This window comes from Sphingobacterium sp. BIGb0165, from assembly GCF_024810095.1.
Lineage (GTDB): Bacteria > Bacteroidota > Bacteroidia > Sphingobacteriales > Sphingobacteriaceae > Sphingobacterium > Sphingobacterium detergens.
This window is the reverse complement of record NZ_JANUEB010000013.1, coordinates 86,682-108,698: the sequence shown is the minus strand read 5'-3', so window position 1 is coordinate 108,698 and position 22,017 is coordinate 86,682. Positions and strand designations below refer to the sequence as shown.

Annotated in this window: 19 protein-coding genes and 1 tRNA gene; 8 read left to right on the top strand and 12 right to left on the bottom strand. The window is 39.7% G+C overall.

Annotated elements, in window-relative coordinates; translation table 11 throughout:
- Nucleotides 1-28: 28 nt before the first annotated feature.
- The 3 genes from chrA to M2408_RS25925 form a co-directional block, all read right to left on the bottom strand.
- On the bottom strand, nt 29-1,360 hold the full coding sequence (gene chrA, locus M2408_RS25935; protein WP_259187485.1) for a chromate efflux transporter: 1,332 nt from the start codon (nt 1,358-1,360) through the stop codon (nt 29-31).
- A 170-nt stretch (nt 1,361-1,530) separates the two neighbouring features.
- Nucleotides 1,531-2,052, bottom strand: coding sequence for an OmpA family protein (locus M2408_RS25930; protein ID WP_120259505.1), 522 nt, complete (start codon nt 2,050-2,052; stop codon nt 1,531-1,533).
- A 96-nt stretch (nt 2,053-2,148) separates the two neighbouring features.
- Nucleotides 2,149-4,332 carry a glucoamylase family protein gene (locus tag M2408_RS25925; protein ID WP_259187484.1) on the bottom strand — a complete coding sequence of 728 codons (2,184 nt, stop codon included), beginning with the start codon at nt 4,330-4,332 and terminating at the stop codon, nt 2,149-2,151.
- Between the two features lie 160 nt (nt 4,333-4,492).
- Here M2408_RS25925 and M2408_RS25920 point away from each other — a divergent pair, with 160 nt between their 5' ends.
- Both M2408_RS25920 and M2408_RS25915 read left to right on the top strand, forming a co-directional pair.
- A complete protein-coding gene (locus M2408_RS25920; RefSeq protein ID WP_120259503.1) occupies nt 4,493-5,446 on the top strand; it encodes an acetyl-CoA carboxylase carboxyltransferase subunit alpha in 954 nt (317 codons plus the stop codon).
- Nucleotides 5,447-5,723: 277 nt separating this feature from the next.
- Nucleotides 5,724-5,796 (top strand) — tRNA-Lys (locus M2408_RS25915).
- Between the two features lie 75 nt (nt 5,797-5,871).
- Here the strand turns inward: M2408_RS25915 and M2408_RS25910 are convergent.
- Nucleotides 5,872-7,773 carry an alpha-L-fucosidase gene (locus M2408_RS25910; protein ID WP_259187482.1) on the bottom strand — a complete coding sequence of 634 codons (1,902 nt, stop codon included), beginning with the start codon at nt 7,771-7,773 and terminating at the stop codon, nt 5,872-5,874.
- A 216-nt stretch (nt 7,774-7,989) separates the two neighbouring features.
- Between M2408_RS25910 and M2408_RS25905 the strand changes: the two genes are divergently transcribed.
- Genes M2408_RS25905 through M2408_RS25885 form a run of 5 tightly spaced genes read left to right on the top strand, consistent with a single transcriptional unit; the run spans nt 7,990 to nt 11,472 of the window.
- Nucleotides 7,990-8,745, top strand: a complete 756-nt coding sequence (locus tag M2408_RS25905; RefSeq protein ID WP_259187481.1) for a CDGSH iron-sulfur domain-containing protein — start codon at nt 7,990-7,992, stop codon at nt 8,743-8,745.
- A gap of 49 nt (nt 8,746-8,794) precedes the next feature.
- Nucleotides 8,795-9,241 (top strand): SRPBCC domain-containing protein, encoded by a 447-nt coding sequence (locus M2408_RS25900; RefSeq protein WP_259187480.1) that lies wholly within the window; start codon nt 8,795-8,797, stop codon nt 9,239-9,241.
- Between the two features lie 12 nt (nt 9,242-9,253).
- On the top strand, nt 9,254-9,682 hold the full coding sequence (locus tag M2408_RS25895; RefSeq protein ID WP_259187479.1) for a DUF1801 domain-containing protein: 429 nt from the start codon (nt 9,254-9,256) through the stop codon (nt 9,680-9,682).
- Nucleotides 9,683-9,692: 10 nt separating this feature from the next.
- Nucleotides 9,693-10,622 (top strand): DUF1801 domain-containing protein, encoded by a 930-nt coding sequence (locus M2408_RS25890; protein ID WP_259187478.1) that lies wholly within the window; start codon nt 9,693-9,695, stop codon nt 10,620-10,622.
- A 28-nt stretch (nt 10,623-10,650) separates the two neighbouring features.
- Nucleotides 10,651-11,472: a VOC family protein gene (locus tag M2408_RS25885; RefSeq protein WP_259187477.1), complete on the top strand. Its 822-nt coding sequence runs from the start codon at nt 10,651-10,653 to the stop codon at nt 11,470-11,472.
- Nucleotides 11,473-11,640: 168 nt separating this feature from the next.
- On the opposite strand, the gene M2408_RS25880 is transcribed toward M2408_RS25885, so the two are convergent.
- The gene (locus M2408_RS25880; RefSeq protein WP_120259416.1) at nt 11,641-12,060 is read right to left on the bottom strand and encodes a SufE family protein; all 420 of its coding nucleotides are present in this window, start codon (nt 12,058-12,060) and stop codon (nt 11,641-11,643) included.
- Nucleotides 12,061-12,071: 11 nt separating this feature from the next.
- Nucleotides 12,072-13,295 (bottom strand): cysteine desulfurase, encoded by a 1,224-nt coding sequence (locus M2408_RS25875; RefSeq protein ID WP_259187475.1) that lies wholly within the window; start codon nt 13,293-13,295, stop codon nt 12,072-12,074.
- A gap of 223 nt (nt 13,296-13,518) precedes the next feature.
- Here M2408_RS25875 and M2408_RS25870 point away from each other — a divergent pair, with 223 nt between their 5' ends.
- Nucleotides 13,519-14,514, top strand: a complete 996-nt coding sequence (locus tag M2408_RS25870; RefSeq protein ID WP_120259999.1) for an acyl-ACP desaturase — start codon at nt 13,519-13,521, stop codon at nt 14,512-14,514.
- 616 nt (nt 14,515-15,130) lie between these two features.
- Here M2408_RS25870 and M2408_RS25865 read toward each other — a convergent pair.
- The 6 genes from M2408_RS25865 to tpiA form a co-directional block, all read right to left on the bottom strand.
- Entirely contained in the window at nt 15,131-16,660 is a 1,530-nt protein-coding gene (locus M2408_RS25865) for a peptide MFS transporter (RefSeq protein WP_259187473.1), read from the bottom strand.
- Nucleotides 16,661-16,715: 55 nt separating this feature from the next.
- The gene (locus tag M2408_RS25860; RefSeq protein ID WP_259187472.1) at nt 16,716-18,491 is read right to left on the bottom strand and encodes a peptide MFS transporter; all 1,776 of its coding nucleotides are present in this window, start codon (nt 18,489-18,491) and stop codon (nt 16,716-16,718) included.
- A 135-nt stretch (nt 18,492-18,626) separates the two neighbouring features.
- Nucleotides 18,627-18,956 (bottom strand): helix-turn-helix domain-containing protein, encoded by a 330-nt coding sequence (locus tag M2408_RS25855; RefSeq protein WP_120259412.1) that lies wholly within the window; start codon nt 18,954-18,956, stop codon nt 18,627-18,629.
- 66 nt (nt 18,957-19,022) lie between these two features.
- A complete protein-coding gene (locus M2408_RS25850; protein WP_259187471.1) occupies nt 19,023-20,393 on the bottom strand; it encodes a Mur ligase family protein in 1,371 nt (456 codons plus the stop codon).
- Nucleotides 20,394-20,400: 7 nt separating this feature from the next.
- Nucleotides 20,401-21,240, bottom strand: a complete 840-nt coding sequence (prmA, locus tag M2408_RS25845) for a 50S ribosomal protein L11 methyltransferase (protein ID WP_259187469.1) — start codon at nt 21,238-21,240, stop codon at nt 20,401-20,403.
- 9 nt (nt 21,241-21,249) lie between these two features.
- On the bottom strand, nt 21,250-22,017 hold the full coding sequence (gene tpiA, locus M2408_RS25840) for a triose-phosphate isomerase (protein WP_259187466.1): 768 nt from the start codon (nt 22,015-22,017) through the stop codon (nt 21,250-21,252).

Below are 22,017 nucleotides of genomic sequence, written 5' to 3'. Positions count from 1 at the left end.
AGCTCATCAGTCGATGGGCTTTTCTTGTTTATAATAGCAGGTAAAGCAAAAAGCCATAAAGCAAACTCAAAAGTATCAGCTGCAACATCCCGATCCGATAGCGAAATAATAGAAAAACTGAAACAGCGCCCCATAGCAGTGCTTTCCAATCCAACTCCGCCACCGCGAATACCTTAGGAAACAAAATACCCTGTCCCAAATAACAAGCTAAATTAACAATCACCCCCACCACAGAGGCCGTGACCAAAGAAAGTACGTACTGGATGGCTGTATTCTTTTGAGACCGCTCAATCAAGGGAGCCCCAACGAAGATCAATGCGAAATTTGGCAAAAAAGTAAAATAAGCGGTAGCCGCCAGACCTACCGCAGCCATGACATACGAATGGTCGAAATGGTTGAACCCAGCCATAAACCCCACATAAGCCAACACGATTACCAACGGACCTGGCGTCGTCTCGGCCAAAGCAAAACCATCTATCATTTGTATTTTTGCCAACCAAAAAAATTTTTCCGTAACCAGACCTGCGATATAGGGAATAACAGTATATGACCCTCCAATGGTAAAATAAGCCGATTTCGTAAACAAAAAAGAGAGTTCTTTCCAAAATGCAGCATCTGGCATAAATAAATACAAGAAAATAAACGGCCCCAACCACAACAGGAAAAATGCAGATAATTGAATGCCAATCTTACGCACAGAAATTGGCGGCACTTTCTCTAACGAATTAATAGGATAACATTCTTCGACATCTTCCGCTTCTTCCTTTTCAACTATAGCAGTGGCTTTTTTGGTTTTTAGGAAATAAAGAATGAAGCCCCCACCAATAACCCCAAGAATAATCCAGGGCATAGGTATTTTAACAAAATAAGAAAGTAAAAATGCCACCAGAGCTACAAGATAATGCCATATACTCAATAATGATTTTTGCCCCACTTTATAGGTTGCAAACAGTATAATCGCTAGAACTGCGGGTTTTAAACCCGAAAATAACGCAGAAAGAATTGTCGAGTTACCAAAGTAGACGTACACCAGACTAAGTCCAAATATAATAAACAAAGAAGGTAAAATAAAGAACAAGCCCGCTAATATCCCACCTTTCAGACCATGCAATTTCCAGCCAAGATAGATGGTCAATTGATGTGCCTCAGGTCCGGGTAGCAACATACAGGCGTTAAGCGCCTGAAAGAACTTCTTATTGCTTACCCACTTTTTCTTGTCCACCAAGAAATCATGCATGAGGGTAATATGCCCTGTTGTTCCACCAAAACTTATCCAGCCCAGTATAAACCAAAACCGGAGTGCCTCCCGAAAATCAGGAGGACACAATTCATTTCTTTCAACGGATATCTTTTCTTCCAAGATTGTCTAAAAATTTATATTATGATCAGCGCGATTATACGGGTGGAGATAGGAGCTAACTCCATGGCGCATTTTAACAAGAATGCTTAATGCCGCTGATAAAGGCATAAAAAAAGCGATATATTCATAAAATATCTCGCTTTTTAGTTCAGGAAAAAGTCCTGATAATTTTATTTTTTATCTAGGATAGTCACTTCCACCCTTCTATTTTTCTGACGTCCGTCCGGTGTTTTATTATCGCCCACAGGATTTGACTGACCAAAACCTTTAGCAGTAATACGGGACTCCTGTACACCTGAATCTACCAAGAATTTCTTTACAGATGCAGCACGTTTATCCGAAAGCCATTGATTATATTCGACAGTACCAGTCGCATCAGTATAACCATCAACTTTAATTTTATTGTTGTTTTCGTTCAAAATTACGGCGAGCTTACTTACTTCAGTCTTCGCTTTGTCAGACAGATAGGAAGAATTTGTCGGAAACAATAGATCGGATGAAATACTGAATTTAATTCCCTCATCAGTCCTTTTCGCATCATTAAAATCCTTTTTCACATTTTTCAAACCATCATCAGTTCCATCTTTTGTGACAACAGCCCCAGGATTAACTACAATAGCCTGTTGTTTACAAGAAAATAATGATAAACTTGCGCATACGGCCAATAGTCCCAAATTAATTTTTCTAAGCATCGTTTTTAACGTATTTATTGTCGATTTAAGCAGGGTAAATATAAGGAAAAAACTCCAAAAGGGCACTCCTTTTCCGTCTACCGGATCGTAACAAATCTATTTCTTCACATAAACTGTATCCAATGTCTTTTTAATCTCTGGGATCCGTTCATACAACTTCCAGATCATCCCTGAATTGGCATTTTCGATCATTATGGCTATTGTAGCCTGATTCCTTGCCCGATAGCTTTCAGAAACATCATTGTTTTTCAGATCGATCCATGCTCTGAATCCATATTGTGTAAACAGCACATCAGCATATTCCTCGTAAAATTTACGCATGGCTTTCATACCTATCTCCCTTTCAAATGGATAGGAAGCAATTGAAATCGCAGGATTGACAAAATATCCCTGATAAGAATTGTCCGTGTGTTCAACCCCCCAGATATCCGTAAATCTCGTCCCAATATTCAATTCATTATCTCTCCGTTTATAGGCTAGTATATAATCTGACAGATACTTTTTATAATCCACAAAATTATCCACTTTTCCTTTCGGATCCATGATTAAAAATGGTCGATAAACAGACATCAGTGACTCCGCCAGATTCCCTCCTGCAATACTTTTAGCGAAGATAACCTTATCATCCGAATAGATTGAGGCAGGTGCATTCCAAATACTACCGATCAATGGGTTGCTGCTTATAGAACGCGCAAGTGAGTCATTTAATTTTGTTTTTATCTCTGGAGCCAGCGTATTTAACTCATCAGTAAAATCCATTGCATCCCCATGTTTGGTTGCAAATCCATTCATGTAAGCTGAAGCGGCTAAAGGATGTGTAGGAGAAGACATCGCCAGCAGATAGGTACTTAGACTCTCATTAAATCCACCCAATGGACGTGACCTCGCTGTACTATCTATAGGTGACCACTTATTCCAGAGAACATCTGTATTATTTGGATCTGTAAAATAACGCCAATTTATTCTTTCCCATAAAGTAGTAATTGATTTCCTTAAGGATTGCTCTTCCGGATCCTCCTTTGCGAAGTATTCACGGGCGATTAACAATGACTCCATTAAATGGGAAGTTCCTCTTATATCATAGGTAGGCACAGAATCCCGATAGAAGGGCACACCTGATCTCCCATCGTAAAAGGCAGTAAAAACACCCTGATGATTTTGTGCTGCCCCTAAGAATTTTACCATACGTGTCATCCGTGATAATAGAGCCTGTCTGGATATCAATTGATTTTCAGCAGCAACAAGTAGGCCCAAAATGGCATAACCTGTTTCATTCGTTGAAACAACAGCCTGCCGATTTCCGCGATCAGGGAGGTACATACCACTGTTTACATCATAATTATCAATAAAATAGTTGACATGCGCGTTCCGAATAAAATTTAGCATCTCAGCATCGGTCCCTTTTTTGGTCTGTATTTCTTTTACATCGGAAAACGGGGACTCCACATAGTTGTAGTCAACCCATGCTATTTTATAATAATAGTTTTTATTATACTCATTCACCCGATCGAGACACTTCTGTACATAGATCGGCAAGATTGCAATTGGCTGAAAATTAAGCTTATCCTCTGATCTATAAATTTTCACGTAGCGAATACTCGGAGTTAAAGGCAACTGCCACACAAGTTCAACTTGCTTGTCTACAGAACCTATTTTAGATAAAATAGCTGCCGATGACAGTTTCACTTTTGGATAATTTCTTGGCAGAAATTCTATTTGATCAATAAAAAGTTGATGGGTAGTTGCACTGGTTCCATTTTGTTCCAATAGTAACGAGGAAATGGCTTTTCCAATGGTAATACCTTCAAATTTCGATACAGGAATAGAAACATTGAGCCAAGTATCATAGGCAAAGTCTTCGATGTAATGTGTAATATCCAGGGCATTACTGCGTACATCGTTTTGTTGCAGGGCAACTTTAGGCAACTGTCCTTTTTCGGTGTTACTTTGGATAAACAATTTAAAGGTTAAATGATCATCCTTAGCGATCATATACTGAAATTTTTGCTTATCATTTAATATACTGGCCTCCCATTTACCATTGGGGGATGAAACGTAACGTAGCGAAAGCGAGTTCCCTGGAGTAAAAAACAGGCTATCCGAAACAGGAAGACTATGATTCACATTTTGTACCCAAGACTCTCCAGTGTAATGCGCCATGCTTTTTGCATAGCTTCCATTGATTATACTATTATCAAATAGAACCTCCGGATAGCTCTCCGATCTGGCAAGTATGGGCGAAATCAATAGAAAAAGAAAGTAAAAGTATTTTTTCAGCATAAGTCAACATTTTTCACAGGCTTACAATCAAAAATTAAGCCACCACCGAGATTATAACGCAAATGTAACAAAGGATTTCCAATGATATTGTACGCTCAAATTTTAATTTCGGAAAAAATGCGCTAAATTAGCCCCCTGAATATTTTCATAAAATAGATATATGAAAACCACGTTTGATTTTGAAAAGCCAATTGCAGATTTGCAATTGCAGATTGAAAAGGTAACACAAGTTGCCGAAAAAACCCAAGTTGATATGAGCGCAACCGTTCGTGAACTTGAGGAAAAACTTGCTTCTACGGAAAAAGAAATATACAGCAATTTAACTGGATGGCAGAATGTTCAAATGTCCCGTCATCAGGATCGTCCACAGACCTATGATTATATCGAAGCTATCTGCGATGAATTTATTGAATTGCACGGTGATCGCACGGTAAAAGATGACAAGGCAATTGTAGGTGGAATGGCCTCAATCGATGGTAATCCTGTTATGATCATTGGTCATCAGAAAGGTAAAAATACCAAAGAACGTCAATATCATAATTTTGGCATGGCCAATCCCGAAGGTTACCGTAAAGCATTGCGCTTGATGAAAATGGCTGAAAAATTCAATAAGCCTGTGATCACTTTGATCGACACGATGGGAGCTTATCCTGGGTTGGAAGCGGAAGAGCGTGGACAAGGTGAAGCCATTGCGCGCAATCTCATGGAGATGGCCGTACTTAAAGTGCCTATCATCTGCGTCGTTATCGGTGAAGGTGCATCCGGAGGAGCCTTGGGTATTGGAGTAGGTAATCGTGTGTATATGATGGAACATACGTGGTATTCCGTTATTTCACCAGAATCTTGCTCATCCATCTTATGGAGGAGCTGGGATCACAAGGAGAAAGCAGCCGAAGCGTTGAAACTAACGTCCAGTGATATGTTAAGCAATGGTCTGATAGACGGTATCATTCCTGAGCCATTAGGCGGTGCTCATCAAGATCCGGCAAAAGCAGCCGCTAATCTTAAAGAACAATTATTGAAAGATCTAGCTGAATTAACAGCAAAAGACAGCGATACATTGATCAAAGAACGAATTGACAAATTCAGCAATATGGGCGTTGTGACAGAATAATGTTACTCTCCTATTCCTCAAAATATAAAAAAGTCGGCACCAATTGCCGACTTTTTCATTTTAACAAGCTATTGGTTTCAGAAAAGCCGAAAAAGGTGTACCCAAAATCGCTCGATTTACGATCAAATTCCACTGACCTCAAATAGGAATCCGCATCGTCGAGAAAAATAAATACGTAATTTATAAACGGTTATAAAATATATCAATAAAAAACACAAAAAGACTTGGACACAATCACATATTTTTATACCTTTGCATCACTTTCAAAAACAGAAAGGATTCCGTAGCTCAGCTGGTAGAGCAATACACTTTTAATGTATGGGTCCTGGGTTCGAATCCCAGCGGGATCACAAAATAAAAGCTAATCGCAAGATTAGCTTTTTTTGTTTAAACAGGATCAGGATCCCCGTCCTCATGAACTGTTTTTAATCCTGCGTCAGCACAACCTCCAAAAATTTCACTGCTTCTCCCCCAACAATATTTTTTGCACGAAGTTCCACAGATTGCTTTCCTAATGGCAAGTCTATTTGTCCAAGCCCAAGCGAATTTCCTCGTCCACTTGTTGGAGATGACGGATCAATTGAAAAATCAATTACTTTCCCACCTATTTTTAAGACCATATCTCCACCAGTATTTCCAACATCCTTGACATAGCGTACCGAAACATTAAATTGTGCTGGTTTTAACACATTGATATCCCATCCGAGATATTGATTACTATTTTTCCATCCGGACACATAATAACGGTCTCTTTTGGCATCTCCAAATTTCATCGGATCCCCATACTGTTTCGCATAGAAAGACAATAAACGATTTTCAGTGACCTGTGCATCCACATAAATCAGATTATTGGATTCAGGCGCAGCTATATCCTGTTTTAACTGGACAACAATAACTTCATCTGCCGGGTCAGCATCTATTTGATCCAAAGGGATATGAAGACCTACAGCGTCGGAATTATACCCATTGATGCTCTTTTTTGAAGACAATAACGAGATGGATTTGATACCAGCTGTAAGACCACCTACGGTCAATTGCTCTCCTTTTGGCCGATTAAAGACATGCAGATACAATGTGCTCTTTCTTTTTGTGATCACTCCCCATTGTTGACGAGGCAAGGGAGAAGGATCCACACCCATAACACTCTCTTTATTTTTTGTCATCCACAGCCCCATACTCTTCAAAATAGCCACATCCGGTTCATCGAAACTGCCATCACCTTTGGGACCCATATTCAATAAAATATTCCCATCCATAGCCTTAGCTTTCGCCAACAACTGGATAAAATGGGCGGTTGGTTTATGATTCATATCTGTTGACGAATAACCGTATGAATCATTGGTCGTTGGGATAGCCTCCCAATAAGCGCCGTTAGAAACAGGATAGAACTCTTCTGGTCGGTCAGCGGTATTTAAATAATCACCATAATTCCTGCCCTCTGTACGTGCTAATCGCCCGTTAACAACAATCCTAGGATCAGCATCCCGAATTGCTTTCAGAATCCTTAAATTTTCCGACAAAGGCAGCTTATGTGGCGTATCAAACCACAGTAAATCGGGCTGATATTTATGGATCAGTTCCTGTATTTGTGGAATTGCTTTTTCATCCACATAACGTTTTGCTTTGGGCAGCCACTCTGGATGGTTGTCAAACCAGTTTGCTCCACCCAAAAGCTTATCTCCGCCCGGGTTGTTATAATCCCAGTCATTCCCCGGCGCATTGGGGTCTTCCCAATCAAAAGCATGGGAATAGTAAAATCCAAACAACAAACCATGTTTACGGCACGCATTCGCAAGTTCCGCCATTGGATCTCGTTTGAAAGCAGTGCTCTTGGTAGAATAAGCGCTAGCATATTGCGACGGGTACATCGCAAAACCGTCGTGATGTTTAGCCGTAATGATAAAGTATTTCATGCCCGCATTTTTAGCTAACATCCCCCATTCTTCTGCATTAAATTTTTCAGGGTTAAATCTTGCGGCCGAATCCAGGTATTCCTGACGGGGAATTTGCATGACACGCATAAGATGCTCAGCATATCCACCTCCTTTCTTCCCCTTCCAGATATTACCATATTGTGAATAAATGCCCCAGTGGACAAACATTCCAAAGGAGGCCTCTTTCCATTTTTTGATACGTTGCTCTTGCCCCACTAAGGATTCTTTCCACCAGCCTGCTTCCGCAGCGGATATCGCGTTTCTATCCCTCGTGCTCGGGTCATTAAACATATCTGCAGCTTCATTCCCTTTATTTACATTCTGCACCTGTCCCATGACCACCAATACAGCAGTTGAAAGCATTAGAATAAGGCAACACCTGATTTTTATCATAAATTTCGATATTATAATTGTCTCCAATAGCTGCACTAAAGCTTTGAGGAAGACAATAGTGTAACAGAAAATTTTGTATTATCTTCAAAAATAACTCAAATAGCTAAAGATAAGGTGCAATTTTTGTTCATTTTAGGGGAGTAACAACCAAAGTCAGAAAAAATAAAACCTATCCGCTTCTGTACTGTTTATTTTATACTATAAACTTAAGGACTCATGAGCAATCCCTCAGATTATTGGCATGTTCAAATAGGATCTACGGCCAATACCAGTGAAATCTTTATCGAAGTTACCAAAGACGGTCCGTATATTTTACACGGGCAGGTACCCTTTCATTTGCAATATATTATTCCAGATCGACAGGGCGTCTCCAGATCCTATGAAAACGGCGAATCTTTTAAACTTGAAAAAGACACTTATTTATGTCGCTGTGGGCTGTCTAAAAATAAGCCCTTTTGTGACAACTCTCATGAGCAGGCCAGGTCCTTTGGTGTCGACCTGACCGATACAGCGACACTACATGATTCGCTCCAAACAGCGGAAATTATTGAAGGCCCCGTATTTTCCCTCAGCGACGACGAAAAACTATGCGCATTTGCACGCTTCTGTGATCAAGGGAAAAGAATCTGGAATGAGATATCCTATAGCGATGAAAACTCTTTAGAAGGCGCCATAAATATGGCCCATTACTGTCCCAGTGGCAGACTGCTTGTTTGGAACCAGGAGAATACGCCTATCGAAGAAAATACCGTAGCCGAAGTCGGTCTCATTGAAGACGTATTGAATCAGTGCAGTGGACCTATCGCACTTTGGGGTGGAATCCCTGTAAAAAGCAGCAGTGGCAAGTATTATGAAGTACGAAACCGCCAGACCCTTTGTCGTTGCGGGCAATCATCCAACAAACCATTTTGCGATGGCACGCATGCTTCAATGGAATTTCAGGATGGACTCAGTAAGTACACACAAAAATAGCAGATACAAGTTATCGGTATTTATACAATATTTGTTTAAAATTCAGAACATGGAAAAGTTAACCGCAAAAGCAAGTATTCAGATCCAAAAACCCATCAATGAAGTTTTTGAAGCCATCGTTGATCCCAACAAAATGAATCACTATTTTATTAAGTCCTCAACAGGCCGTCTGGAGACCGGAAAAACAGTAGAATGGAATTTCCCTGAGTTCCCTGACAGTTTTCCTGTAACCGGAAAAACAATCCGTCCAGACGACTATATCTCCTTTGACTGGAGTGGCGGATTAGCAAATCAACTGGTTGAAATCAGCTTATCTTCCGTCGGAGAGGGATCCACTGTTGTCAAAATTACAGAACATGAAATGAACAACGATAAGGAAGGCATTTTGATTATGATGCGTCAGACCGAAGGGTGGGCAAACTTTCTAGCCTGCATGAAGGCCTACCTTGAATATAATATCAATCTTCGGAAGGGTGCTTTTGATTTTATGTTTTAACAGAAATAAAAAATGGCGGTAAATAAAACCTCTTATATCGAAAAAAGTGTCGATGATTTTATTCAGGATATACCCGATGGGCAAAAGCGGGCCGACAGCATCCAATTGGTACAATTGATGCAATCTGTCTCAAACGAAGCACCGAAAATGTTTGGCGAATCCATCATTGGCTTTGGACAGTATTACTATAAATATGCAAGCGGGCATGAAGGGTATGCACCCTTAATCGGGTTCAGCCCCCGCAAAGCTGCCATTTCACTTTATGTATATACCGGACTTGAAGAACATCGGTCACTTGTGGAACAACTGGGCAAATATAAAATAGGTAAAGCCTGCATTTACATTAAAAAGCTGAGTGACATCAATACGGAACATCTGACCAAATTAATGCAAGAGACCATCCAATTTATAACAACCCAATACAGCAGGATCAAGAATTAGACACAAGATTATGATAAGTAGCGTTTCAACAATTGACGAGTATATTGACCAATTCGAAGGGGACAAGAAGACCTATCTCAATCAGGTACGGCAGCTGATTGCTGAAGTAGTCCCAGCTGAAGCCACAGAAACCATTTCCTATCAGATGCCTACATTTCGATTTAATGGCAATCTGATCCATTTTGCAATGAATAAACAGCATCTCGGACTATACCCCGGACCTGACGCCATCACGCATTTCGCAGCAGAACTTAAAGATTTTAAAACATCAAAAGGAGCAATACAGATTCCGATTGACCAACCCTTACCGGAAAAAATCATTCGTGATATTGTTGCCTTTAATATCGAAAAACTCAAGGATAAACAGGGCCCCAACTGGCATAAAAGCAGAGGAAATTGGCTAGAAGCCGAAGAACTGATGCAACAGATTCTACTAAAAACCACACTAAAAAAAGAGTTCAAATGGGGCAGTGACATCTATACACACAAAGGGAAGAATGTCATCGGATGGGGTGGTTTCAAAAACTTCTTTTCCCTATGGTTCTATAACGGTGTATTTTTAAAAGATAAGGAAAATGTCTTGATCAGCGCGTCCGAAGGCAAAACCAAAGCTCTTCGACAATGGCGTTTTCAGCATGTCAGCGAAATGGATAGCACCAAAATCGAGGCTTATATCCAAGAATCTATTCGAACAATTGACGAGGGAAAAGAAATTAAACCCTCCAAAAGCGAAGCCATACCTCCTTCTGGAATTCTTTTGGAAGCACTCCATTTAGATCAGGTATTTCATGATCACTTCAAGGCCCTCACACCAGGAAAACAAAAAGAATATATCCAGTATATCGACGAAGCGAAACAGGAAAAAACCAAATTATCCCGTCTGGAGAAAATCAAACCACTGATTACTGCAAATAAAGGATTACACGATAAATATAAATAAGTGAATTTTAAACTAAAAATCGACGCTCATGGAAAATTCAATTATACCGTCCCTATGGTTTGATCAGAATGCGAAGGAAGCTTTTGATTTATACTGCCGGACTTTTCCAAACAGTCATATTGAAAGTAACTCCCCGATCGTTGTCGAGGCACTGCTTAATGGCGTAAAATTTATCGGCATCAATGGAGGACCGATGTTTAAGCCAAATCCATCCATATCATTTATGGTGATCTGCGAATCAGCCGAAGAGATTGATCGCATCTGGAATACATTATCCGTAGACGGAAACGTACTGATGCCACTAAACAGCTATCCCTGGAGTGCTTATTATGGCTGGGTGGCGGACAAATATGGTGTAAACTGGCAGTTATACCAAGGCAACGTAAGTGACACAAACCAACAAGCAATCGTCCCTACGCTAATGTATTGCGGGCCTCAACAAGGCAAGTGCGAAACAGCAGTTCAGTTCTATGAAGAACTATTCAAAGATTTTCACAGCAACGGTATTTTACGTTATCCGGAAGGCGATTATAAAGGGGAAATCCAGCACACTCAATTTCTTATCAATGGATTTACCTTAATGGCCATGGATAGCGGAGTCACTCAGGACTTTACGTTTAGTGAAGGTATTTCCCTCACCATCCTTTGCAAGGATCAAGATGAAATTGACTATTACTGGAATCGCATTACACAACAGGGACAAGAGAGCATGTGTGGATGGTGTAAAGATGAATTCGGCGTGAGCTGGCAAATTGTGCCAACACAAATTGCAACATACCTTCGAAATCCAGGAGCTGAAGAAGCCTTAATGAAAATGAAAAAAATAATTATCAAAGACTTGATCGGATAATTTTATTTAAGATAACAGCATTCCACACTAGAGGGTGGGATAGATAAAAAAACGGGAGTATCCAAAAAGGTTGGACACTCCCATTTTTCATTAATATCATTCGTCAACGATCTCCTTTTAGAAATTCAATTTCAAGAGAGTTCGCTTTTAATTTTTGAACAGTTCTGGTTATGCGTTTACCTGCAACGCCACTGCGTATAATTTCATCTGTTTGATCATCGACAATAAACCATTGGCCCGTGTTGGCGACAAGTGTTCTTTTAAACCGATTTCATCAACGAAATACAGGTCCGCATCAACAATCTCTTTTGCGGTATGTCCCGATAGCACTTTGACCATCAGACTAACCAGCCCTTTAGTGATAATCGCATCGCTATCTGCTGTAAAAAATACCTTTCCATCTTTCACTTCCGGGTACAACCATACCTTAGACTGACAGCCCTTGATAATATATTCTTCTGTCTTATATTGCTCATCAATTAAAGGAACTTCCTTGCCCAATTGGATGATGTATTCATATTTTTCCATCCAATCTGTAAAGAAAGCAAAATCTTCAACTAATTCGTTTTGTATTTCATTAATTGTCATAATCGTTTTTATTACACTAACATATTGACCGCACGCTGAATACCCGCCACCAAGATATCTATTTCTTCTTTTGTGTTGTAAAGTGCTAACGAAGCCCGGATTGTCCCAGGGATACCAAAGCGATCCATTACAGGCTGAGCACAGTGGTGTCCAGTTCGCACAGCAATACCCAATTTATCCAAAATCACCCCTACATCATAAGGATGTGTACCTTCAATGATAAATGAAATAACAGAACATTTTTGATCTGCAGTACCTATAAATTTCATCCCCGGGATCTGCGACAATTTTTCCAATGCATATTCCAGCAACTCGTGTTCGTAAGCCTCAATATTTTTTAAGCCAATCGAATTAATATAGTCTATCGCCTCATTCAAACAGATCCCCGCTTCAATATTCGGAGTACCCGCTTCAAATTTAAAAGGCAATTCATTATAGGTTGTCTTTTCAAAAGTCACTTCTTTGATCATATCGCCACCGCCTTGATAAGGAGGCATTGCGTTTAACAGATCTTCCTTACCATACAACACACCGACACCAGTTGGTCCATACATTTTATGCCCTGAGAAAACTAAAAAGTCAACATCAAGATCCTGCACATCAACCTGGATATGTTGGACAGCCTGCGCCGCATCTATCAATACGACAGCCCCATGCTTATGCGCAATCGAGATGATCTCTTTTACCGGATTGATCGTACCTAGTGCATTGGAGACATAAGTTACAGCAACTAGCTTCGTTCTTTCGTTAATGAGGTTTTGATAGGCGTCCATATCGAGCTCCCCCTTATCATTCATCGGGATAACACGGATCTTACAGTCTTTTTCATCACAGAGCATCTGCCAGGGAACAATATTGGAGTGGTGCTCCATTGCAGAAATAATAATTTCGTCTCCCGCGTGGATAAATGCTCTGCCATAGCAAGTCGCAACCAAATTGATACTATCGGTCGTCCCCTTGGTAATAATCACTTGCTTGTCTTCAGGCGCATTGATAAAAGATTGAAGCTTTTTACGAGTCACCTCAAAAGCATCTGTCGATATCTGGCTGAGGTAGTGAACTCCACGATGTACATTACTATTCATATCTGTATAATAATGTGCAATGGAATTGATTACCGCATTAGGCTTTTGTGTTGTCGCACCATTGTCCAGATAAACCAAAGGTTTGCCATTTACCTGTCTTTTTAGAATAGGAAAATCTGCACGTATTTTATCTATATTATATTTTTCCAAAGTCGTCTAAATAATTTATACAAAGTTAATAGTATTTTATCGAATACAGGGCCGACAATCTGTTTTTTATGTCATTATCAATCATCCAAGTTACTTGATCGATCAAAATAAAAAGTGGCTCAATACCATTAAAGAACCACTTTTTGTAGGTCATTTGCCATTTTTTACAATTATATCTTGCTTTTATAATTTATTGATGCTATTTATTTACCTTTGTATTGATATGCAAGAATTACCTCTAAATTTACCAGAAGGCTCACGTAAAGAAGTGATGGCCTACTTGGAGCCTTTCATGTTGAATGAAATGAGCGAATACCTGAAGCCTGTAGAAGAAATGTGGCAACCTGCTGATTTCCTTCCGGACGCTTCAAGGGATACTTTTTTTGAGGAAATAAGAGATTTACAGGAAAGCGCCAAAGAACTATCCTATGACTTAGTTGCGGTATTAGTTGGTGATACGATTACCGAAGAGGCCCTTCCAACCTACGAATCTTGGCTGACAATGGTTGAGGATGTCGATAAAAACGAACAAGGCGGATGGATGAAATGGGTTCGTGCATGGACTGCAGAAGAAAACCGTCACGGCGATCTATTGAACAAATACCTTTATCTGTCGGGTAGAATAGATATGCGTCAGTTTGAGATGTCTACACAATATTTGATACAAGATGGTTTCGATATCGGCACTGGTGCTGATCCTTACCGTAACTTTATATATACTTCATTCCAGGAACTTGCAACCAACGTATCCCATCGTCGGGTGTCGGGACTTTCTAAAAAAGGTGGTGATAAGCTTCTGGCAAAGATGTGTGGTGTCATTGCTTCGGATGAAGCACGCCATGCCAAAGCATATATGTCTTTCATATCAAAGGCCATGACAGTAGACGCAAGTGAAGTAATGATTGCATTTGAAGATATGATGCGCAAAAAGATTGTCATGCCAGCACAGTTTTTAAGAGAAGCAGGCGAACCTCAGGGCGAAGCTTTCGCACACTTTTCCGATGCTGCACAGCGACTAGGTGTGTATACTGCATTAGATTATGTCGATATCTTGAAAGAACTTAATAATGAGTGGAAAATTGATCAAGTTACAGGTCTAAATGAGAAAGGTGAGAAAGCAAGAGACTACCTCTTAAAATTACCGGATCGCTTGACTAGATTAGCTGACCGCATGAAGATTCCTGAAAAAGATTATAAATTCAAATGGATTTACGGATAAACAAAAAAGCTTGACCAAAAATAGTCAAGCTTTTTTGTTTATCCTATTTCCTATAGGTAATTAACATCGAAACATTCTTTATTTACTTTGTTGTTGGCTGTATGATTGTAAATATTACAAAATAATAATCATCCCCTTTAGGCCAACTATCTCCATACCCAAGTAATCCACAAATGCATATATTTTAAATACAAAAGGATATATAATTTTTCGAAACGAAGTCCGAGTATTTTGGATTATTCGGTTATCCTTCGACTATACTACGGGACATATTTACCCCTTCTTCGTCCCTGAGAGCAGATAAGAGCATGGAGTAGCCTAGGTGCTTACAGCATATTTCCGTGTTTAACACGGACTCACCACGGACTCATGTCGCATTCACCACGGTCGCAGTGCGACACAGCTACGGCGATGTCTGGAAGCTGGTGCGACGCATTGACCATAAAGGTTTACCCCTATCTAATCCGGATATCGCTTACCCTGATACAAAAAAGGGAGCAAACTCGCTATGAATTTGCTCCCTTTTATAAAGATCCAGTCCGTCAATTAGGACTAAGTACTAATGCCAAAAAAAGATTTTTAATACGATCTTTTTTGGAAAATATTTGATTAGGGATTATTTCACATTTCCCATTAATTTCCGCACCACAGGCGACAATGCAATCAGTACCACACCAGCAATTAAAGAATATAAGCCTAATTGCTTATAACTTTCGGTGTACGTCACTAAGTTGTCCGCCAACGAGCTTCCTTCTTTTGCTTCAGCCATACTCGCACCGATCAAGCCAGCAACATATTGTCCATACGCACTTGCCAAAAACCACATTCCCATCATAATACCCTGTAACCTCGCTGGCGATAGTTTCGTCATAATGGAGAGTCCAATTGGCGAAAGACAAAGCTCCCCGACGGTAATCACCAATAGGGCAAACGTAAAGATATCCAATGAGGTCATGCCCTCATGGGCAAATAAACGCGTCGCAAAAAGTACATAGTAACCTAAACCCAAGAAAACAAAGCCCAGACCAAACTTGATAATAGTATTCGGTTCAAGTTTACGTTTTCCCAACCATATCCAAAATAGACCAAATAACGGCGCTAAGGCGATAATGAATAACGCACCGCCAGAATTATTGACACCATTTGGGTCAAGTGTAACCGCTCCAAGTAAAGAGTCATTCAGGTGCTTGGCAGCAAAGATGCTCAATGAACCACCACTCTGTTCATATATCCCCCAAAAGATAATGGAAAACAAAATAAACACTAGTGCAGCAATTAATTTCTTGCGTTCCTCCTTGGTCACTTGTGACATTTCATAAAACAGATATAAAAGTGTCAATGGGCCAATGGTATACATAAAATAGTCGGTATATTGGGTTTTCGACACCATAATCTGAATAACAGGTATAAAGATCAAGGTCAGTGCATATACCGCATATTCAACCCATTTTGGCAAGGCTTTCGTCTTTACGATAGCATCTGGGTGTCCGGGTTTAAGCCCGATAGGCCCAAGGTGTCTTTTGGTAAAGTGAAAATTAATCAAACTTGCCAGCATCCCTATCGCAGCTAAACCAAAGGCAACATTCCAACGGTGAGGTTCGGAGATAACCGAGCTCAACATATATCCTTTACCAATGGCGACACAAACATAGCCACCTAAAAACGCACCTAAATTGATCCCCGCATAGAACAACGAGAAACCACCATCACGACGGCTATCGCCATCACGATAGAGCTCCCCTACCATAGTAGAGATATTCGGTTTAAAAAAGCCGGTACCAATAATAATAAATGAGAGACCAAAAAAGAAATATTGATGTGGATCCGCGGCTAGGAAAAGACTCCCTACAATCATCAATATACCTCCCCAGAACAATGATTTTCTAAAACCTAAAATCTTATCAGCAAAAAGACCACCGATAAATGTAAAGGCATAGACAAATGCCTGGGTAGCTCCATACTGCAAATTAGCCTCTTTCTCCGCAAAGTTCAGTTGTGTGATCATAAAGAACACCAACATGCCCCGCATGCCATAAAAACAAAATCTTTCCCACATTTCCGAGAAAAACAGGCTCCAGATCTGCCTTGGGTACTTTCCCTTAAAATTTTGAATCTCCTCTAGCGATTCCCGTGTACTAACCTCCATACTGTATTTATATTAATCAAAAAAGCTTCTTTCGTAAAAGAAGCTTATATAGTTATTATTTAATTCCGTGCATCAATCTTTTGATCAAAGGATTGAACAGCATGACAAGCAATCCGGCCAAAGCTGGAATAGCCGTAAATAAAAAGAAAAAGTGACTCAACGAATATTCCTGTTGAATTGTTTCTACCTGCCCGCCCAATACCGCTGCAACCTTTTGTGCAATAGCAATTGCTAGATACCAGATACCGAACATAAAAGCCAACATCCGTGCTGGAACCAATTTAGAAACATATGATAGGCCCACTGGAGAAATAAACAATTCTCCCAATGTATGAAATAGATAGGTCAAGACGAGAAATACCATAGAAATTTTCATTCCCGGTGCTATGCCCCATGAACCTAATCCAATAATCAAAAATCCGATGGCAACCAGTATCAGACCAAATCCATATTTAAAGGCAGCTGAAGGATTGTATTTCGATTCCCATATCTTAGATACCGTAGAAGCTAGTGCAATGATAAAAAATGAGTTGAGGATAGAAAACCAGGATACTTTGATTTCTGAAGCTTCTTTATTAAACTCTTGATAAAGCATCCAGATTGCGGCACCCCAGATCAGTCCAAAGCAGACAAATAATACGATATTGGAGATGGCAATCTTATCCCAGGTTACCTTTGCAAGTTTTATTAAAACCCAACTGATAATTGCTAGTGGCACAATCGTTAATAAACCGTTGACCACATTAAATGTCGTCAATGCAGGACCTGTAAGCGCTCTATCGATATTATCCCTTGCGACAATGACCAATGAGGTTGCTCCCTGTTCAAAGCTCATGAAAAAGAAAATAAGGAAAAACGCCAAAAGCACCACAGCAAACATTCTATCCCGCACAGTCTTGTCATAACGCAAAATCCGGGAAACGATCAAATAAATAAACAAGATCAATGCAATAATGACCATGATATACTGACCTCTCAAAAAAGAAGTATCCAGTCCGGCGAAAACATCAATAATACCATTTTTCGACAATGGGTCATTGAAGGCATATACGAAGCCTATTATAGCGACAATACCGATAAGCACGAAATCCTTTATTGTAAACGGGTTTTTAGTATCCGTATCATTGACAATAACTTCTTTCTTCTCCCCGGCCGCGGATTTGTCCAAAATACCAAGGTTGCCCATGAGTGGTTTTGCAAACACAAACTGAAGGGTGCCTAAGAGCATAAAAATACCAGCCAATCCAAATCCCCAATGCCATCCATATGTTTCAGCGATGTAACCACAGAGCATCATCCCAAAGAAAGCGCCTGCATTTACACCCATATAGAATATCGTATACGCTCCATCCTTCTTTTCAGGAAGGTCTTTATACATTTCGCCAAGGATTGAAGGCATGTTCGGTTTGAAAAAACCTGTTCCGATAACCAAACAGATCAATCCCAGAAAAAACATGATCGCAGTATCAAAAGCCATTGCAGCATGCCCCAATGTCATGATAGCTGAGCCGATAATAACAGCTTTTCTGGATCCGATGTATTTATCGGCAATGATTCCACCAAGTATTGGTGTCAGATAAAGCATCATTGCATATGTTCCGTACAATGCCCCCGCTTGTTGTGCGGTCCAGGCCCAGCCAGAGAATGGGCTACCTTGAATAACAGCTGCAGTTAAAAATTGCATCAATAGGACACGCATTCCATAGAATGAAAACCGTTCCCACATCTCTGTAAAGAAAAGTACGAACAGCCCTGAGCGCTGTCCTAGTACATTCGATTTAAAAAAATCGTTCGACGGGCTAGTAGTTATATCCCCGTTTAGTCTCCCCATAAGTAATCAACCTTTATTTTTATAAAATACTTACAAAGAAACAAAAACAAAATCACTTTTGGCCAAAATAAAGTTGCATAAACAAAAAAAGGCAACCCATTTGGATTGCCTTTTCAGTAACATTTTTAATATGCCCTATCTTTTGTGCAATTGTTCGTAAAGATCGATGACCTTTTTCTGAAGTTCGATAACTTCGCCATCACGTAGTTGCAACTTTTGCGTTAACGCATTGACCTCATTGACATACTCTTTATCCTCTTCTGAATCAGAAGTAGATAGTAGTTGAACAACTGTCAAATTGAATAATTTTGAGATTTGATTTAGGCGCGACAGATTTACATCTGTAATACCTGTTTCAATTTTAGAAAATGCTGGGATTGAGATATCCAATCGCTTTGCAACATCCTCTTGACTCCACCCCTTCTGGTGTCTAAGTAATCTGATTTTTTTTCCTAATGCATTCATCTGGTAGATATTTTAAACAAAAATAGTAAATAAAAATATAATTTACATTAAATTATATTTTTTTCTCTAAAAATCCCTAAAAAACCGATCAGCGAGCACGGAGAGATTAACCCCATTATAATTATTTAAACTCATAAGTAGTAAATTGTAACCCTTAGATTTAACCCCATCCAAAAACGAATACAGGCCATCTAAGCTCACAACAACCTCTAAATCAGTATTATTAAAACTCCTTTTGATATTCTCAGGAACACTTCCAATATCCTTATTAAGTTCCTTACAGGAGTGGATATTCACGTAGACCACAGAGAGATCCGACTCTCCCATCGAGTCCGCATATTGTAACAAAAAGGACGAATCTAAACTATCATACGAGTTTAATTCGATAATTGTGACCAATTTCTGATTAGGAAATTGTTCTTTTACCGCGTGAATACTCGACCTAACTTTATCCGCATTGCAGGCATAATCTTGATAGACCACAGATCCTTCGGAGCTCGCCACAAACTCCAGATAACGGATAGATGTATTAAAACTCTTTATTGCATCAAAGAACTCTTTCTTTTTAATGCCCAACCATTCACAAACTGTATAAGCGCCTGCGATATTAGACAGATTATGTTTCCCGAATACTTGTAAAGGGACTTCTCCGTCTGCGGTATTTAGATAGGTAACCCCCTTATTAATTGTGTAATCGGGGATCTTATAGCCATGCCGGTTAATTTTACAGTCTTTGGTATCTTGCAAAACTTTTTGAAGAACGGCATCTTCTTTATTATAGATCAGCGTTCCTTTAGGGGGTATGGAATCAATAAAATCTTCAAATTGTTTAATATATTCCTCTTGAGATATTTTGGAATTAAATTCATTCCATACGATACCAGAGATTAGTGCGATATTAGGCTTATAATATAAAAATTTCGACTTGGAATCAATTTTGGACGAAACATATTCATCTCCCTCGATAATAATAATCTTATTATGCTTGGTAATATCCACAAGTTTATCAAAACCTCTTAATTGCGCCCCAACCAAATAATCAAATTCTTTTCCTAAGGAGCGCATGACGTGCATAACCATGCTCGTAATCGTTGTTTTCCCGTAGCTCCCTGCAATAACCACACGGATTTTATCCTGTGAGAGTTCCTGTATAAACTCTGGAAAAGAATAGATCTTCAAGCCTAATTCCTGCGCCTTTTTTAATTCGGGATTATCTGCTTCCGCATGTGCACCCAAAATAACAGCATCAATATCTTCCGTCACCTTGTCGGCAAACCAACCCAATTGATCTGGCAATAAGCCAGCTTCGATGAGATGGGAACGGGAAGGTTCCACAATCTGATCATCAGATCCAGTAATTTGGTGCCCCTGCTTTGCCAAAGAAATGGCAAGGTTATGCATCACACTACCACCTATCGCTATAAAATGAATACGCATCGCTCTTTTACCGTTTCACAAACTTGGCTGCACACCAATTATTTAAAACTTTTTTGGAGATAAATTCGAAACCTAAAGACTCAGCGGTATCACCTAACATCGCCAAATCTTCCTGTTCATAAAATCCGCTTAAGTACAACTCTCCATTTTTATTGATACTTAAAGCATATTGTGGTAATTGTTCCAATAGAATATTTCGATTGATATTTGCTAAGATAGTATCGAAAATTCGGCCTTCTAAAACTTCGAAGGAACCACAAATAGTCTCGATATTGTCTACCGTATTAAGCAGTCTATTTTCGATCACACTGTCCACACAGATTTCATCATAATCTACTGCCAGGACAGCATTAGCACCTTTTTTGGATGCCAAGATCGCTAGAATACCCGTACCACAGCCCATATCCAGCACCTGCTTACCCTCAAAATCATTCTCCAAAATATATTGGAGCATCATCGATGTGGTCTGATGGTGTCCTGTCCCGAAGGACATTTTAGGATCAATGATTATTTCATAAGGAAAATCAGGTTTTGCGTCATGAAACGTAGCACGTACATAACACTGTCCACCGACTTCAATGGGATTAAAATTACTCTCCCAGAGTTTGTTCCAATTCTGGTTTTCAATTTCCTGAACCTTATAGTCTACTTCAAGTCCTTCATCAAGATTTAGCATTAACGTTTCTAATGCTTGCAAATCAAGATTTGCAGCTGGAACATAAGCTGCAAATCCTGATTCGGTATCTTCAAAAGTATCAAAGCCGATGTCTGCCAAATCAGATACCAATAGATCTTTTTGCCATTCCTCACCCGATAGCATTTGAAAGATAACCTCTATGTATTTCATTTCTAAAAATTAGCCGTTAAACACTTTGGCAATATCTATAAAATCTCTCGATTTCAAAGAAGCTCCTCCAATCAAACCACCGTCAATATCTGCCTGTGCAAATAGATCCTTCGCATTGCCCGGATTACAAGATCCACCATAAAGGATACTTGTGTTATCCGCTGCTTCTTGGCCGTATTTTTCTGCGACAACCTGACGAATAAACTGATGAACTTCCTGCGCTTGCTCTGGGCTAGCCGTAAGTCCTGTCCCAATTGCCCAAACTGGCTCATAAGCTAATACGACTGCAGCAAAAGCTTCATTGGACAAATGGAACAATCCAGCTGTCAATTGTGTTTTAATTATTTCAAAGAAATCACCCGATTCACGTTCTTCTTTTGTTTCTCCGATACAAAATATAGGCGTCAGACCATGTTTCAGCGCGACATCTACTTTAGCAGCCAACAACGCATCTGTTTCACCAAAATAAGCACGTCTTTCAGAGTGACCTAAGATCACATGTGAAGCCCCTACCGATTTTACCTGAGCTGCTGAAATCTCACCTGTATATGCTCCAGACTCCGCCTGATGAATATTTTGTGCACCAATATTCACATTAGTAACATTCTTAGATAATTGCCCAAGACTTGACAAGTGGATGAAAGGGCTACAAACAACCAGTTCCTGATTTCCAATTACCTCATCTTTGGCCATATTGATAATTTCAGAGAATAAACTTAATCCCGATTGATAGTCTAAATTCATTTTCCAATTACCAGCTACGATTTTCTTACGCAT

What these genes read in the sequence shown, in the direction of transcription:
- M2408_RS25930 (WP_120259505.1), bottom strand. Translation starts at nt 2,052, where the DNA reads ATGCTTAGAAAAATTAATTTGGGACTATTGGCCGTATGCGCAAGTTTA.
- M2408_RS25925 (WP_259187484.1), bottom strand. Translation starts at nt 4,332, where the DNA reads ATGCTGAAAAAATACTTTTACTTTCTTTTTCTATTGATTTCGCCCATA.
- M2408_RS25920 (WP_120259503.1), top strand. Translation starts at nt 4,493, where the DNA reads ATGAAAACCACGTTTGATTTTGAAAAGCCAATTGCAGATTTGCAATTG.
- M2408_RS25910 (WP_259187482.1), bottom strand. Translation starts at nt 7,773, where the DNA reads ATGATAAAAATCAGGTGTTGCCTTATTCTAATGCTTTCAACTGCTGTA.
- M2408_RS25905 (WP_259187481.1), top strand. Translation starts at nt 7,990, where the DNA reads ATGAGCAATCCCTCAGATTATTGGCATGTTCAAATAGGATCTACGGCC.
- M2408_RS25900 (WP_259187480.1), top strand. Translation starts at nt 8,795, where the DNA reads ATGGAAAAGTTAACCGCAAAAGCAAGTATTCAGATCCAAAAACCCATC.
- M2408_RS25895 (WP_259187479.1), top strand. Translation starts at nt 9,254, where the DNA reads ATGGCGGTAAATAAAACCTCTTATATCGAAAAAAGTGTCGATGATTTT.
- M2408_RS25890 (WP_259187478.1), top strand. Translation starts at nt 9,693, where the DNA reads ATGATAAGTAGCGTTTCAACAATTGACGAGTATATTGACCAATTCGAA.
- M2408_RS25885 (WP_259187477.1), top strand. Translation starts at nt 10,651, where the DNA reads ATGGAAAATTCAATTATACCGTCCCTATGGTTTGATCAGAATGCGAAG.
- M2408_RS25880 (WP_120259416.1), bottom strand. Translation starts at nt 12,060, where the DNA reads ATGACAATTAATGAAATACAAAACGAATTAGTTGAAGATTTTGCTTTC.
- M2408_RS25870 (WP_120259999.1), top strand. Translation starts at nt 13,519, where the DNA reads ATGCAAGAATTACCTCTAAATTTACCAGAAGGCTCACGTAAAGAAGTG.
- M2408_RS25865 (WP_259187473.1), bottom strand. Translation starts at nt 16,660, where the DNA reads ATGGAGGTTAGTACACGGGAATCGCTAGAGGAGATTCAAAATTTTAAG.
- M2408_RS25860 (WP_259187472.1), bottom strand. Translation starts at nt 18,491, where the DNA reads ATGGGGAGACTAAACGGGGATATAACTACTAGCCCGTCGAACGATTTT.
- M2408_RS25855 (WP_120259412.1), bottom strand. Translation starts at nt 18,956, where the DNA reads ATGAATGCATTAGGAAAAAAAATCAGATTACTTAGACACCAGAAGGGG.
- M2408_RS25850 (WP_259187471.1), bottom strand. Translation starts at nt 20,393, where the DNA reads ATGCGTATTCATTTTATAGCGATAGGTGGTAGTGTGATGCATAACCTT.
- prmA (WP_259187469.1), bottom strand. Translation starts at nt 21,240, where the DNA reads ATGAAATACATAGAGGTTATCTTTCAAATGCTATCGGGTGAGGAATGG.
- tpiA (WP_259187466.1), bottom strand. Translation starts at nt 22,017, where the DNA reads ATGCGTAAGAAAATCGTAGCTGGTAATTGGAAAATGAATTTAGACTAT.